The 15,084-nt window shown below is 53.9% G+C and carries 14 protein-coding genes; 8 read left to right on the forward strand and 6 right to left on the reverse strand.

Annotation, left to right across the window (positions count from 1 at the left end; all coding sequences use genetic code 11):
• The first annotated feature begins 247 nt into the window (after window positions 1–247).
• From AB7D48_RS08415 to AB7D48_RS08440, 6 genes are all read left to right on the forward strand, one after another.
• Entirely contained in the window at window positions 248–1,126 is an 879-nt protein-coding gene (locus tag AB7D48_RS08415; protein WP_427977656.1) for an NUDIX hydrolase, read from the forward strand.
• 78 nt (window positions 1,127–1,204) lie between these two features.
• Window positions 1,205–2,164, forward strand: a complete 960-nt coding sequence (gene nadA / locus AB7D48_RS08420) for a quinolinate synthase NadA (protein ID WP_427977658.1) — start codon at window positions 1,205–1,207, stop codon at window positions 2,162–2,164.
• Window positions 2,164–3,564, forward strand: coding sequence for an L-aspartate oxidase (locus AB7D48_RS08425; RefSeq protein WP_427977660.1), 1,401 nt, complete (start codon window positions 2,164–2,166; stop codon window positions 3,562–3,564). Before nadA ends, AB7D48_RS08425 begins: the two co-directional genes overlap by 1 nt.
• A gap of 1 nt (window position 3,565) precedes the next feature.
• The gene (gene nadC, locus AB7D48_RS08430; protein ID WP_427977662.1) at window positions 3,566–4,426 is read left to right on the forward strand and encodes a carboxylating nicotinate-nucleotide diphosphorylase; all 861 of its coding nucleotides are present in this window, start codon (window positions 3,566–3,568) and stop codon (window positions 4,424–4,426) included.
• 24 nt (window positions 4,427–4,450) lie between these two features.
• On the forward strand, window positions 4,451–5,623 hold the full coding sequence (locus AB7D48_RS08435; protein ID WP_427977665.1) for an aminotransferase class I/II-fold pyridoxal phosphate-dependent enzyme: 1,173 nt from the start codon (window positions 4,451–4,453) through the stop codon (window positions 5,621–5,623).
• Complete coding sequence (locus AB7D48_RS08440; RefSeq protein WP_427977667.1) at window positions 5,620–6,348, forward strand: methyltransferase; 729 nt, start codon at window positions 5,620–5,622, stop codon at window positions 6,346–6,348. Before AB7D48_RS08435 ends, AB7D48_RS08440 begins: the two co-directional genes overlap by 4 nt.
• Window positions 6,349–6,406: 58 nt before the next feature.
• Here the strand turns inward: AB7D48_RS08440 and AB7D48_RS08445 are convergent, their stop codons facing one another.
• A complete protein-coding gene (locus AB7D48_RS08445; RefSeq protein WP_427977670.1) occupies window positions 6,407–7,447 on the reverse strand; it encodes an enoyl-CoA hydratase/isomerase family protein in 1,041 nt (346 codons plus the stop codon).
• Window positions 7,448–7,566: 119 nt separating this feature from the next.
• Here AB7D48_RS08445 and AB7D48_RS08450 point away from each other — a divergent pair, with 119 nt between their 5' ends.
• Window positions 7,567–8,517 carry an AEC family transporter gene (locus AB7D48_RS08450; protein WP_427977673.1) on the forward strand — a complete coding sequence of 317 codons (951 nt, stop codon included), beginning with the start codon at window positions 7,567–7,569 and terminating at the stop codon, window positions 8,515–8,517.
• On the opposite strand, the gene AB7D48_RS08455 is transcribed toward AB7D48_RS08450, so the two are convergent.
• The gene (locus tag AB7D48_RS08455) at window positions 8,421–9,440 is read right to left on the reverse strand and encodes a helix-turn-helix transcriptional regulator (protein WP_427977675.1); all 1,020 of its coding nucleotides are present in this window, start codon (window positions 9,438–9,440) and stop codon (window positions 8,421–8,423) included. The two genes, AB7D48_RS08450 and AB7D48_RS08455, sit on opposite strands and share 97 nt — an antisense overlap.
• A 20-nt stretch (window positions 9,441–9,460) precedes the next feature.
• On the opposite strand from AB7D48_RS08455, the gene AB7D48_RS08460 reads away from it, so the two are divergent.
• A complete protein-coding gene (locus AB7D48_RS08460) occupies window positions 9,461–10,123 on the forward strand; it encodes a class I SAM-dependent methyltransferase (RefSeq protein WP_427977769.1) in 663 nt (220 codons plus the stop codon).
• 2 nt (window positions 10,124–10,125) lie between these two features.
• Here AB7D48_RS08460 and AB7D48_RS08465 read toward each other — a convergent pair whose 3' ends face one another.
• The 4 genes from AB7D48_RS08465 to xseA all read right to left on the reverse strand — a co-directional run bounded on the left by AB7D48_RS08465 (window position 10,126) and on the right by xseA (window position 15,082).
• Window positions 10,126–10,683 (reverse strand): PqiC family protein, encoded by a 558-nt coding sequence (locus tag AB7D48_RS08465; protein WP_427977677.1) that lies wholly within the window; start codon window positions 10,681–10,683, stop codon window positions 10,126–10,128.
• Complete coding sequence (locus AB7D48_RS08470) at window positions 10,680–12,281, reverse strand: intermembrane transport protein PqiB (protein WP_427977679.1); 1,602 nt, start codon at window positions 12,279–12,281, stop codon at window positions 10,680–10,682. Before AB7D48_RS08470 ends, AB7D48_RS08465 begins: the two co-directional genes overlap by 4 nt.
• Window positions 12,278–13,519 carry a paraquat-inducible protein A gene (locus AB7D48_RS08475; RefSeq protein WP_427977681.1) on the reverse strand — a complete coding sequence of 414 codons (1,242 nt, stop codon included), beginning with the start codon at window positions 13,517–13,519 and terminating at the stop codon, window positions 12,278–12,280. Before AB7D48_RS08475 ends, AB7D48_RS08470 begins: the two co-directional genes overlap by 4 nt.
• A 78-nt stretch (window positions 13,520–13,597) precedes the next feature.
• Window positions 13,598–15,082 (reverse strand): exodeoxyribonuclease VII large subunit, encoded by a 1,485-nt coding sequence (gene xseA / locus AB7D48_RS08480; RefSeq protein ID WP_427977684.1) that lies wholly within the window; start codon window positions 15,080–15,082, stop codon window positions 13,598–13,600.
• Window positions 15,083–15,084: the final 2 nt, after the last annotated feature.

Here is a 15,084-nt window from a genome sequence, read left to right on the forward strand (position 1 = left end):
TGAACGGTTGCTGAGGATTAGAAACCGGGACAAGTTGTGAGGAGAGACTTTCAACCTTAAATTGATTGTCATTTTTAATAAAGCTTTTGGTTGTGTTGTTGGCGCTTTTCCAAGGGAAGAAGCACAAGACATAGCCTGTGGTATCGTGAAGAAGTCTATTAGTCAGTGATATATGGAAGGCCGGAAAGGAGGCGCATGCTTATTTCATTAGACCTCCTTAAATTAGCCTTATCTGGTATTGGCGCATATGGGCGACAATGTAATTGAGGCTGATCTGATTGCGGTTTTGGTCGCGGTCACGAATGCGGAGCCGCGTGTCCTTACCCTCGCGGATGGGTTTTCTTTGCCGTCTGGTCCTTTGAGGACAGGACATAAAAGCCTCCAGGCAGGTTTGAGAGCTTGGGTTGAGCAGCAAACCCACCATCCGCTAGGATATGTCGAGCAGCTTTATACGTTCGCAGACCAGCGGGCGGATGCCGCGCGTAGCATCTCCATTTCATATCTGGGCCTTAGCCGAGAGGAGGCCGCCAAGTATCCCGGCGCGCTTTGGCGTAGTTGGTATGATTATTTCCCGTGGGAAGATACGCGCAATGGTACGCCCTGTCGTGCATTCTTGTTGGATTGTTTGGGGAAGTGGGCTGGAAATTCGGCCGTTCGGAAAGCCCGTATCGCCGGACTGTTTGGGGCAGGGCCGGAATGGAACGATGAGCTTGTGTTGCAGCGTTATGAATTGCTGTGGGAGGTTGGGATTGTAGCCGAGGCACGGCGAGACCGTGTGGTCGCGGGCCCCACGGTTCCTGGGCGGGAAATGACCCATGACCATCGTCGAATTTTGGCCACGGCGATCGCGCGCTTGCGTGCTAAGATTAAATATCGGCCGGTGGTTTTTGAGCTTTTGCCAAGGGAGTTTACTCTTTTGGAGCTTCAACAAGCCATGGAGGCTTTAGCGGGGGTGAATTTTCATAAACCCAATTTTCGGAGATTCATCGAACAGCAGGATTTGGTTGAGGAAACAGGCCATTTTTCCTCTGGGTTGGCGGGAAGGCCGGCAAAGCTGTTCCGGTTTCGCGCCGCGGTGATGGATGAACGCCGTCTTTCTGGTTCCAAGCTACCCATAGTGAAATGATGTCTTGATTTTTTATACTCGAAGTGAGTATAAAGGCATCTATTATACTCTATTTGAGTATAAATTTGGGAGCTAAAGATGCCGCTTAATGAGCTTTACGACCGCGTATCCCGTGTGATTCCGCCGTTTGAGTGGGAAACGATGGAAGAAGATGTCGCGGTGATTCTTGCGCTGAAAAAAAAGCATCGAGCTGTTATTCTCGCGCATAATTATCAAACACCTGAAATTTTCCATGGTGTTGCTGATATTGTCGGGGATAGCCTCGCCTTGGCTCGCGAAGCTCAAAAAGTTGATGCGGATGTTATTTTGCTGGCTGGAGTCCATTTCATGGCAGAGACGGCAAAACTGATGAATCCCGATAAAACAGTGCTAATTCCTGACACTTTGGCTGGTTGCTCGTTGGCTGAGTCGATTACACCAGATGACATAGCCTTGCTAAGGCGAACATATCCAGGAAGGCCGGTTATTGCTTATGTCAACACATCTGCCGCGGTGAAAGCGGCGAGCGATATTTGCTGTACTTCAGGCAATGCGAGAAAAGTGGTTGAATCACTGGGTGTCTCGGAAGTTATTATGATTCCGGATGAGTTTTTGGCGCAGAACGTTGCCAAGGAAACGAAAGTGAAGATCATTGCCTGGAAAGGGCATTGCGAAGTGCATGAGCGCTTCGTTCCCGAAGATATAGATGCCTTGCGTAGGCAATATCCTGATATTGTTGTTTTGGCTCATCCAGAGTGTCCACCTGAAGTAGTTTCCGTCTCTGATTTTTCGGGCTCAACAGCGGTAATGGCTGATTATGTAAGAGATAAAAAGCCGGCGCGGGTTGCGTTGATTACTGAGTGTTCGATGAGCGATAACATCGCTCAAATAAGTGCGGGCACTGAATTCATCAGACCATGCAATCTTTGCCCACACATGAAGCGGATTACTCTAGGGAATATAAGAAAATCTCTTGAAAATATGGAAATGAAAGTCTCCATTCCAGAAAGTTTTTTTGAGCCTGCGCGGCGGGCTGTTGAACGAATGCTAGCCGTTTGATGATTGTCATCGGAGGAGGAGTTGCTGGTTTGATGGCGGCTTTAGCCGCTGCGCCAAGGCCTGTGACATTGATCAATTCAAATGGGTTTGGGCTTGGTGCGGCTAGTTGGCTTGCCCAGGGCGGGGTGGCCGCTGCTATTGGGCACGACGATAGCCTTGAGCTTCATGCTGCCGACACTCTAGCCGTGGGTGCGGGGTTGTGTAATCCTGAAGCGGTAAGGCGAATCATATCGTCAGGGCCGGATATAATACAAAAATTTATAGATTATGGCGTGGTTTTTGATAATGCTCCCGATGGGGCTTTATCTCTTGGGCTGGAAGCGGCCCATAGCCGCCATCGTATTTTGCATGGTGGAGGGGACCAGACTGGAGCTGTCATCATGCGCGCCTTGATTGAAAAAGTGATGATGACGCCTTCGGTCTCTGTTTTAGAGGCAACAGCCAGGAGAATTTTTGTTGGGGATGCTGGTGTTTCTGGTGTTCAAATAACCAAGAATGGTGAAATTACCAACCTTGTCAGTGATAGAGTTTTGTTGGCGACGGGAGGAATTGGAGGGCTTTTTCGATATAGCACAAACCCTCTTGGTGCGCTTGGGCATGGCCTTATCCTTGCCAAAGATGCGGGGGCTTTGCTAGAAAATCTTGAATTTGTGCAATTCCATCCGACAGCGCTTTCTGTTGATGTTGCGCCGTTGCCTCTCATTTCAGAAGCGGTGCGTGGTGAAGGGGCCAGGTTTATCGATGAACAGGGAGTGTTCTTTATGGAGGGGAAAGACCTAGATTCGAGAGATGTCGTGGCGAGAGGAGTGTTTGCTCATACTTTGAAGGGGCATAAGGTTTTTTTGGATGCGCGGTCTCTTCGTGAAAAATTTTCAACACGGTTTCCTGCTATATATGCTGTTTGCATGAAAGCCGGAATCGATCCAGCGTTGCAGCCTCTTCCTGTTCAGCCGGCGGCACATTACCACATGGGTGGGATTGGTGTCGATGAGTATGGCAGGACGACTATCAAGGGGTTGTATGCGGCGGGTGAAGTTGCTTGTACGGGGCTGCATGGCGCAAATCGCTTGGCTAGCAATTCCTTGTTGGAAGCAGCGGTTTGTGGGACGGCGACAGGTTTGGCAATGAAAGAACAAGCCGCTAAACGAGACAAAGCTTTGCCCATGCTGGCCTTGCCGCCAGAGCCTAAGCCGGAAGCGGTCAAGGACATAATGTCACGTCAATGCGGTGTTGTAAGAACCACCCAAGGGCTTGAAGAGGCAGCCAACAAGTTTTCTGATTTAGCGCGAACAAATCCCGCGGCGGATTTATCTCTTGCAATTGTGCAAGCCGCCCTGGCGCGAACTGAATCTATTGGGGCGCATGCCAGGGACGATCATCTCATTCAGCAGGCTGCTTAGAATGGCTCCTTTTTCGTTGCAAAATTTGCCTGAAATAATGGTGCGGCCTGTTGTTGAAGCGGCGTTACTTGAGGATCTCGGCAGAGCGGGTGACATAACATCCGAGGCTGTTATACCGCCTGATTCAAGATGCAATCTTGTTTTGACAGTACGGGAGAGGGGGGTTGTCGCGGGATTGGAGTTCGCCAGATCGGCTTTTACCTTAATCGACCCAACTATTACGTTTAAGTCTGTTTGCGCGGATGGAGAACATGTCGATGCGGGGACGATATTGGCATCCATTGAAGGTCCTGCCCGTGGAGTTTTGATGGGTGAACGCGTCGCCTTGAATTTTTTGGGGCACTTATCGGGGATTGCGAGTGCAACAGCACGGATTGTGGATGCCATCAAACATACCAAGGCGAAAATAGTCTGTACACGTAAGACGACGCCTGGGCTTCGTTTTGCCGAGAAATATGCCATTAGGGCTGGTGGTGGAGTGAATCATAGGTTTGGCTTGGATGATGCTATTTTGATTAAGGACAATCACATTGCCATTGCTGGCGGGGTTGCGAACGCGATGACTAGGGCCAAGCTCTATGCTGGGCATTTGGTAAAGATTGAAGTTGAGGTGGATAATTTAGTTCAGCTTGAAGAAGCGCTGCATTACCAGCCGGACGCCATATTGCTGGATAATATGCCCCTCCCGATTTTGCGCGAAGCAGTAAACTTAATTCAAGGGCGGGCAATCGCCGAAGCGTCGGGGGGGATCCGTGTCGAAACAGTGCAAGCCGTGGCGGAGACAGGGGTTGATTTAATCTCGGCTGGATGGCTGACCCATAGCTCCAAGGTTCTGGATATAGGACTTGATTTTGCCGGGTGATCGATCTGGAGTAAATCAGTCACGATGCAGGAATATGACTCTTATTGGCGGCAAGCGCTGGAGAATGCTGATGTAACGCGCAGGTTGCGCAGGCTGCGTTCAGTTCAACGTTTAGGTGCCGGCAAAATCAGGTTTGGGGAAGGAAAAATTCTCACTGATTTTTCATCTAACGACTATCTGGGGCTCTCTCATCATCCAGCTTTGCTTCAAGCCGCGGGCGATTATGCTGAGCGTTTTGGAGCGGGCGCAGGTGGATCACGCCTTGTTTCCGGGAACTTGGCTCCCTTGGAGCAGATTGAACATAAGCTGTCTCAGGGCAAGCGAACGGAAGCTGCTCTTGTGTTTGTGTCCGGCGCACAGGCTAATTTAACGCTTCTTCCTGCCTTGCTGGACGCGCGCGTCTTAGGGAAAGAGCCGCTTGTTTATGCGGATCGTTTAAATCATGCAAGCTTGATTCAAGGTTGTATCGCGGCTGGTGTAAGACAGAACCGTTTTCGCCATAATGATATGGAACATCTCCGTGACTTGTTGGTGCGAGATGCCGCCAAGAAGGCCCCGCGTTTTATTGTGACTGAGTCGGTTTTTAGCATGGATGGCGATGTACCTGACTTGGTGGCGTTGAGGGAACTTGCCGATCAGTTTGGCGCATTTCTTTATATCGACGAGGCGCATGCGACTGGTGTTCTTGGAACGGATGGTTTCGGGCTGGGCTGTGGGTTGAATAACGCCCTGGTTATGGGAACCTTCAGTAAGGGGTTGGGTGGTTTCGGCGCTTATGTAGCAGGCTCAGAGATGCTGCGGAATTATTTGATCAACCGTTGTGGTGGAATCATCTATGCGACAGGGCTGCCGCCGGCGGTTTTGGGTACCATGAATGCGGCTTTGGATCTGATCCCATCCATGGAAACAGAGCGAGAACACCTCGTAGCCATGGCGACACATTTGCGAAAGAGGCTACAACAGGCAGGGTTGAATACGGGTGCTTCCACAACGCATATCGTGCCTTTGATTTTAGGGGATGAGGAGCATGCGCTCTCTTTGGCATCGGCTTTGGTGGATGATGGATTTTATGCTGTTGCGATAAGACCTCCGACGGTTCCTCCGGGAACGAGCCGTTTGCGCCTTGCTGTATCGGCTTGTCATACACGAGAAGACATTGACCGTTTGGCAGATGCGATCACGCGGCGCATTCAATGAATCGTATCGCTGAAAATTTTTCCATGGGGGCTGGGCATTATGATGAGGTTGTTAAAATACAGCCTTTAGTCGCAGCTAAATTGGCTGCCAAGCTCGCAGGCCAACCTAGGCGGATTTTGGAGATTGGCTGTGGTACGGGAGCATTGAGCCAGATCCTGGCAAGACGGTTTCCTGAAGCGGAATTGGTACTGACCGATATTTCCCCTCCAATGCTTGAAATTTGCCGGAAAAAATTAGCGGGACAGGCTTCGTTTAACCTGATGAACGGAGAGTTTCCTGATTTATCCTTGGGACATTTTGACCTGATAGTCTCCAGCCTGGCGATGCAATGGTTCGCGGATCTGCAAGGGGCGATTGCGCGTTTGGCCTTGTTGTTGAATGAAAATGGATGCTTGGCCTTTGCGACATTAGGGAGCCTGAATTTTTTGGAATGGAGAGAGCTGCTGAAGAGGCTTGGACTTCAGGCCGGAATGTATGATTATCCAAAATCTGATGCATTTCCCTGGCCCGTGGGTTTGAACGGCAAGATCGGAGAAGAGTTTTTTCAGGAAAGTCATGCCAATGGTTTGGCTTTTCTTAAGGCGCTGAAAATGATTGGTGCCCACTCTCCTCCGGCGGGGCGCCAACCATTGCCGAATGCCGCGATGAAGAGAATTCTCAGCGCTTCATCCGAGGGGTTTACAGTCACATATCATGTTTTGTACGGCGATTTGACGATAAGGTAGTTTCGGAAATTGCATGCGGCGGGATGGCGAAAAAGCAGAGAATGCTCATTGATTTGCTTTAAAACAGCTTTTCGACGGATGCTGTGAAATAGGGGTTAATCAATGTTTCGGTTACCCCATCCAATGATGAGGGGTGCCATTTTGGCATGCGATCTTTGTCTACCACGGCCGCACGCACACCTTCATAAAATTCATTGGTGGTGAGAACGTGCGCGCAGGCTGTATATTCCTGCTGCAGGCAGATGTTCAGTGTTTGAGCGTGGCGGGCAAGGCGTATCAGGCGTAGTGCCACCTGCATGCAGGTTGGAGATTTTGATGCCATGATCTCCAGTGTCTGATATGCGAAATCCGTGTTTGCTTGTTTTAATGCCGAGATAATTTTCCTGACATCGTCAAATCTAAAAAGCTGGTTGATGTCTTCAAGATAGGGCGATAATGGTGCCGTGATTGTTTCACAAAGCGGCGTTACGATGTCCATGGCTTGGGCGGTGGACGCGGTGCGGGGAAGTCTGGTTAACGCATCGCCGAGTTCCGGCAGTCGGATGCTAGGCACGAATTTGTCCGCCAATCCGGCCAGGATGGCATCGGCGCCTGTGACGCTCTGGCCGGTCAAGGCTAGATAAGTCCCCAATTCTCCTGGAGCGCGGGATAACAGCCAGGAGGCGCCGACATCAGGAAAAAAGCCGATGCCTGTCTCGGGCATTGCCAACCGAGTACGCTCGGTGACGATTCTGACGGAGCCATGGGCTGAGACGCCCACGCCGCCGCCCATCGTGATGCCATCCATGAAAGCGATATAGGGCTTAGGAAAGGCGGAGATTTGGGCGTTCATACGATATTCGTCGCGAAAGAAAGCCATGCCGAACGATTGACCGGAGGCGCGATGCTCATAAAGGGCTCGAATATCTCCCCCCGCGCAGAGGCCGCGTTCACCTTCGCCTGTTACCAGCACGGCGCTGATACCGTCATCGGCGGCGAACGTGGCCAGTGCGGTTGAGATGGAAGCAATCATCTCATGGGTCAGGGCGTTAATTGCCTTGGGACGATTGAGCTTGATATGGCCCAATGTTCCTTCCTTGGCGATCAGGATTTCTGACATTTACTTCTCCCATTGATTCCTTCCTGATTTCATAGGCGGGGGGACGGGTTTTGTCAGCATTTGGACGGGATGTGTCAAAAGCTCTTGCGGCTTTGGCGTCAATCTGAAATTAGGGCAGTATGTATCACGTTGTTGCGTCGGTTTTTCCGGTTTTCGCGCTGATTCTGCTTGGTTATTTGGCCGCGCGGCGTGGTATTTTGGGGCCAGAGGCAACGGATAGTCTGAATAAATTCGTGGTCTGGCTGGCGCTGCCCGCTTTGTTGTTTCAGGCCATGGCCCAGATCATGTGGGATCAGATCGATCATTTAGGTTATATTGGTGCATTTACCATCGGTGCCGTTGCAACTTTTGGTTTATCCTTCTTGTTTGGTGGAAGAAACCGGCCGGACGGGCACAGGCTGGCGGATCGCGCCATCGAAGGGCTGAATGCCAGCTATTCAAATACCGGCTATATGGGTATTCCCCTTTGTCTGGCCGCGATAGGGCCAGGTAGTCTGGTGCCGTCGATCATCGCGACCATCGTCATCGCCTGCGTGCTGTTCGCTGGCGCGATCATACTGATAGAGTTTGATCTTCAGGAAATGCCAGATTGGCATGCCACCATCTTCAAGGTGCTGGTGTCCTTGCTGCGTAACCCTCTGATTTTTTCTCCATTGCTGGGGATGGTGGCTGCGTTTTTGCGTGGTGAGACCGGTTTCAGTCTGCCGGCGCCGGTGTTTCATATGACGAGCCTGCTTGGGGCCGCTGCCAGCCCTTGTGCCTTGGTGACGATTGGTTTGTTCCTGGCGCAATCAAGCGCATCCAAGGAGGAAGGAGTCATTTTACGCTTGGTTGGCCTGAAGTTGATCGTGCAGCCGGCCATTACGCTGGTGCTGGCTTATTGGGTATGGCCAATGCCGCCTGTCTGGGCGGAAACAGCTGTTATCATGGCGGCATTGCCAATTGGCACGGGGCCCTTCATGTTGGCCAAGCTTTACGACCGGGAAGCGGCGATTACCTCTCGTGCCATATTGGTGTCCACGATTTTGTCGCTTATCACGGTTTCCTCGCTGATTGCTTGGCTGGAGTGAGGCAGGAGAATGGTCAATCTGTATGGTTCCGGGCTGGCATACAGAAAATTGACTTGCGTATAATGAAGCAAGCCCTTGACCGGGTGGAGGAAGCACCGATTACCGCCGCTTCGGGACTGGACATCCTGAGCTTTCCAAAATTGCCTGAAATCAGAAGAGCTTTGATGTAGTTCATCAAGCAGCCGGGCGCGGTGAGGATCTTCCGGTGCGCGGACGGTTTCCCCACGGAATTCCGCCACCAAACGTCGTGCATTGCTTGCCCAATCCTGAATGAAGATACGCGCCGTGGGAACGAGAAAGACAAAGCGCAGCAGGTTGGCTTCCTGGCTTTGATACCAGGGGGCAAATAGGTCGCGGGCGGCCGGGTTCCAGGCGCGTGCGGTGAAACGCGCATCCAGCACATAGGTTGGGGCCTGAATGACGTTCAGCGATGCCAGCAGGGCCGGTGGAAGGGGAGACAAGGCAGGTAAGGGGGCGATGGTTGCGGGATCGCGCCGTCGGCCAAGTTCAAACAGATATGCCCGTTCCACCGGTGTGAGGTTCAATCCCTCTGACAGCAACGTAAGTGTCCTGGTGGTCAGGGATGTGTCTCGCCCTTGTTCGATCCAGGTGTAAAGCGTTGTACTTAGCCCGCAGCGTTGTGCGGCTTCCTCCCGGCGCAGGCCAGAGGTGCGCCGCCGACCCATGGCATGTTCCGCAATAAGCGCCTCACGCCGGGCGCGAATGAAGGCTCCAAGCGCCTTGCGTTGTGGTGTGTCGTTCATGGTGAATTTTATACCAGTATAATTTTGCTGCTTATACCAGTTTGAATCCGTTGTTAGCTTGATGAAGATTTTAGGAGGCAAAGATGAGTCAGGAAAATTTCGCGGCATCGCATTATGGCGATCGAGCAGAAGCCTACGTGCAAAGTCAGGTCCACGCATCGGGAACTGATTTGGACGAGATGGAGATTGTTTTAAGTCGTCGAGACATTTCTAAAGCGCTGGATTTGGGGTGTGGCGGGGGACATGTGAGCTATCGGGCGGCCTTATATGCCGCACATGTGACGGCATGCGACGTGACGCCAAGCATGTTGGATGCCGTGGCCAGGACCGCTCGGGAAAAAGGGCTGAACAATATCGAGACGTGTCTGGCGCCAGCGGAAAAACTGCCGTTTGGCGATGCAAGCTTCGATGCTGTTCTGTGCCGTTTTAGCGCCCATCATTGGGTTGATTTTTCCGGCGGATTGCGGGAGGCGCGCCGGGTTGCCGATATGGGGGCCGTGGGGGTGTTTATCGATACAGTCGCGCCGCCCGGAAGCGTATCCGATACCCATCTGCAAGCGATGGAGTTACTGCGCGATCCCTCGCATGTCCGTAACTATGCTGTCGCGCAATGGTGCGGGGCATTGGCTGAGGCGGGGTTTGCCGTTCAGAGTTGCACGACCCGCCGGGTGCGTATGGAGTTTGAAAGCTGGGTGAAGCGCACGCACACGCCGGTGCATATGGTGGAAGCGATTTTAGGGCTTCAGCGCGGCGCACCAGACATTGTCGGCCGGTATTTCGCCATTGCTCCGGATGGCAGCTTTGATCTGGACGTGGCGACCATGATCGTGAGGGCGATTTAGCTTCAAGCGAGCATGGTGGCGAGGTGATTTGCGGCTTGGCTCCAAAGTTGGCTCATTGCGGCGGTGATGGTGTCGGCGGTTTGACCGCCAGCCGCGCTGGCTGTGAAATTGCTTAGATTCCAATCTTGTTTACCAGTAGGACGAGTGCCGAACTGAGCGGCTAGTTTGACGGTTCCGGAAGCGTCCGGAGCGAAGGAGAAAATCTGTATTTCCACAATTTGGTCGGGAGAGGCGCCAATGGCGCCTCCATCCGCCAGAATGGTATCGGCTGGCAGGCGTTGGGCTAAATTCTCGACCATGGTCGTTTGCAGCATTGAGGCAAGGGGGCCGGCCCACAAGTCGTTTGGGAACGTGTTGGCGGCATAAAGACCGCCGGGCTTGGGAACACCTGTCTGATTGAGGGGGCTCGGCAGGCCAATGCTACGCACACCGACACGTATGCCGCTGCCATGACGGATCGGTCCAGGCAACGCGACGATCCGCCAATTGTGAACAGGAGCGGATGTGCAGCCAGACAGCAGGGCCGCGCAGGATGAGGCGATGATAAACCGCCGTTTCATGAACCGTTCCTTCCAAAGATCATCGATTGCGGATGTTGGTTGAGATAGGTTGCCAGCGCCTGCAAGGATTGCAGCGTCGTGGTGGTTTGATTCAGAATTTGCATCAGGCTTCTCTGAAAATCGGAATCCTGGCCGAAACCCTGATGTATGTCTTGCAAGGTGGTATCGGCGGTTTTCAATGTCGCCGAGAGTTGCGTGAGCAATATCTTCACCTGAGGAGCCCCCAAGGTGCCGTTTGCGGTCTTCAGCAATTTATTCAGATTATCTCCAATTTCCTGAAACGGCATCTGGTCGATTTTGGCGGTGATGTCGGCTGCATTGGCTAGGGTTGCATCCAGTCCGCCCTGCTTGAAGGGAAGGACGATGGCATTGCCTTCCTTGTAGACCTTTACGGGCGCCTTGGCCTTGGGTTCCATGACCAGGTTGATCTCTTTTTGGCCCGTGACGTAATTGGAGGAGCCGATTTCGACCCGCATGCCATTGTCCACGAAACGCTGGAAAAACTGCAGTGGATGGGGAATGGTTCCATCTTTCGCTTGTTCCAGAAGTTTTTGGGGTAATAGCTGCATGCCAATTCGGACCTTCGCTTGGCCGGACTTTGGACTTAGAACAAGATTTACGCTCGTGACATCGCCCACCTGGATGCCCAGAGCATTGACCGGAGAGCCCGGGGTTAGGCCGTTGACATTGCTGGTTACATAGCTGACGGCTTGAATCTGGTTGCTATATGCCGCCGACTCAGCCTGTTGTTGCGAGGCGTAAAGCCGGAAACTGGCATCGTCCTGGCTGGGGCTCTCATCGCGGGACGAGGGAGGAAGGTTGAAGGTGATGCCGCCAGCGATCACCGCCTGCAAGGATTGCAATTGCAATTGCAGGACACCGCCCTTGATGCCGAAGGCTATGCCGGAGGAGTCCCAGAAACGGCTACCTGGGCGAACAAGATTGTCGAATGGCGCGCGGATGAAGATGCTGATCTTGATGGGGCCAAGACCATCGCCCATGTCGTAGCCCAAAACCTCGCCCACGGTGACATCGCGGTAAAAAACCGGAGAGCCCGAGGCGATGGAGCCAAGCTTATGGGCGGTCAGCGTGTAGGTGCGCCCAGGTTCGTCGGAACGGACACCTGGGGGTTGTTCCAGGCCGACAAAATGACTTTCATAATGTCCTCCAGGTTTTCCTGGATCGACAGAAATATAAACACCTGAAACGATCGTTTCAAAGGATGACATGTCGGAGAAATTCAGCCGTGGCCGTACGACCCAATAACGGGCGTTGGAGTTTAGAAAACGCGTGCCGACATGATTCATCCGGACCTTGACGATGACATGGGTATTGTCCTTCGCCAGATCGATGCTTTCCACCGTCCCCAAGGCGACGGCCTTGTATTTGACTTGTGTTTGACCGGCTTGCAGCCCGTCCGCGCTTGTGAAGGTAAGGGTGAGGAGCGGCCCTTGCTCCATGATTGTCCTATACCCGAGATAGCCCGCGATGATCGCCGCCACGATTGGCACCAGCCAGACCATCTGGAAGCTCTGGCGCCGGAGCTTGGCGCGTGGAGGCGTGGGAGAGGGAGTTTCCGGGGCGTCCTGGTTGCTCATGCCTCGGGTTCCTTATGATGGTCCCACATTAACCTGGGGTCGAAAGTATTGACGGCGAGGATGGTCAGAACCACGACGGCGGCGAAGCACATGGCCCCTACATTGGCGGACACGTTGGCGAAACGGCCGAAATGCACAAGCGCCACGAGGATGGAAACCATGAAGATGTCGATCATCGACCAGCGCCCAATGAAGTCGATCACTTTATATATGGTGGTGCGGCCACGTAAATGGCGTGTGGTGCCGCGTTGGGTGCCAATCAGCATATAGGCAAGTCCCGCTAGTTTGAGCAGGGGGATGGTGATGCTGGCGAAAAGCACGAGCAGAGCCAAGGGCCAGAGGCCGGCATCGGCCAACTCGATAATTCCGCCTAGGATCGTGTAGGATTGTGTCTGTGCCAGGCTTGTGAGACTCATGAAAGGGTAAAGATTTGCCGGGATATAAAGGCAGGCCGCCGCGATGGTGAAAGCCCAGCTTCTGGAGATGCTCGCGGGCTTGCGCGGATATAGCGGGGAATGGCAGCGTTGGCATAAATGCCCCGGAGATGTGTGATTAACCTGCCCGCAAATCTCACAGCTGAGGATATCGGATGTGGGTGAGGGCGGCTGCTTGTCGCTCTCATCCAGCTTTCGCCAGATCATCTCCTGATCGAGGCTGGCATCGACGGCCGCCAGGGCAATCATCAAGCCGATCAACGCGTAAAGTGCCGTATCCAGATGAACCGTGAACATTCCCGTCAAACGGGTATAGGCCACGAGAAATCCAAGTAAATATACGTCGATCATGGCCCAGGGGGATAGCAGTGCATACCACCGGAACAGCGCCCTGAGAGGTGTTTTTGGCAGGTGGCTTTCGATTCCCAGAAGAGTGGCAATCACGATGCCAAGCTTTATGCCTGGAACGACCAGCGTGACCGCGAAAACCAGGGAGCCGACCAAGCCCCATCCGGCATCGGAGAGGCGAACGGGCCCGGTTTCGATTCGGGCCATGGCGAAGCGCCCATAGGCGGTTATCTCGATGAAGGGAGCGACCAGGGCAAAAATATAAAATAGCAGCCCGGCGATGGCACAGGCCAGCGGGAAATTGATGTTTGCCCGGCGGACACGCCATAATGTGCTCCCGCATCTCGGGCATTCGGCGATGAGACCAGGCTGGCATTGGCTGAGGCGGGAAAGCTGGCCGCAATGCGGGCATTCACGCCAATGATCGCCGGGCAGGGCCCTTGCAGCTTCGGTCATTGGCGGGTCGGGCAGGCTTTGCTCATCACCGTGAATCTGGACCTGAAAGGCCGCCGGTTCAAGCTTGGACGGCTGTTGTTACAAATCCAGATCGAGTTGGGCGGGTTTAGGCATGCCTGAGGCTTTCACGGTGGCTTGTCCGTCTGCAAACCTTAGGCGCAGTGTGGTGCCTGGGGAAATGTCCGCGGCGGCCGTGATGGGGGTTCCGCGTGTCGTGGTGACGAGGGCGAAGCCACGCGCGAGGACGCGCTGGTAAGAGACCGATTCCAGCCGGGAGGCCAGAGTTTCCAGCCTAATCGATGCTTCCTTTCGGCGATTGTGGATCTGGGGGGAGAGGCGTTGGATCAACAATGCCAGCGCGGCTTGCCGCTTTGCGATTTCACCGCTTGGCTGGATTAGACGATAGGAGGTGGCTTCAAACCGCTTTTGGGCCATGCGCATGAGGTCGGGCAGGGACTTCGTCAATCTATGCCCCAGAAACTCGACGCGTCCGTTTAGCCCGGTCAATATCTCGCGCGGATGGCGTGGAACCAGCCTTTCCAACCGAGCCCGACGGGCTGATATGTAATTTGGCAAGGCCAGCGTCAGGCGTTCAGCCCGGTCATCAAGCCGCTGCCGGATGGTACCGAGCATGGCGGGCAGGTCGGGCAGTTTCGAGGCGGCTCGTTCCAGAGAGGCGGAGGCTTGTGTCGTGCGGCGCGCTAGCGCACCGTCGAGGCGCGCGGTCTGTTGGCCAAGATCTGCCAATAATTCCAGCCTGGCGGGAACCGCCATTTCAGCGGCTGCCGTTGGGGTTGGCGCGCGACGGGAGGACGCGAAATCGATCAAGGTTGTGTCGGTTTCGTGACCGACGGCGGAGATCAGGGGTATCCGGCTGGCCGCCGCGGCGCGAACCACGCTTTCCTCGTTGAAAGCCATCAGATCTTCCAGGCTTCCGCCCCCGCGGGCGACGATCAGCACATCCGGTTGGGGGAAGTCGGCGGGCAAATTGTTGAACCCCGTGATCGCGGTGGCGATTTTATCGGCCGCTCCGTCGCCTTGAACAGGGACGGGCCAGAGCAGAATGGGGCGAGGAAACCTGCGGGCAATGGTGGTTTTAATATCTTGCAGGACAGCACCTTGGGCCGAGGTGATCACGCCGATGACCCGCGGCAGGAGAGGCAATGCCCGCTTGCGCTGGAATAGCCCTTCCGCATGGAGTTTTGTTTTCAGGGCTTCGATTCGTGCCAATAAAGCGCCGACGCCGGCATATTCCAGCCTTTCGACGATCAATTGGTATTCCGAACGCTCGGGATAGGAGGTCAGCTTGCCCGTGGCGATGACCTCAACGCCATTTTCAGCCTTTAGACCGATGCGGGAGGCAGCACCTTTCCAGATAATCGCGCGGATTTTGGCGTTTTCATCCTTGAGGGCAAAATATTGATGTCCGGATGCGTAAGCTCTGAGTTCGGTGATTTCCCCACGAACCCGGACGCGGCTGAATGAACCCTCCAATGTGCGTTTTACGGCACTGGCGATTTCAGAGACTGTGAATTCGGGGGTGTTCTGGCCGGTTTCGCTCATGA

This window comes from Acidocella sp. (assembly GCF_050253495.1).
Lineage (GTDB): Bacteria > Pseudomonadota > Alphaproteobacteria > Acetobacterales > Acetobacteraceae > Acidocella.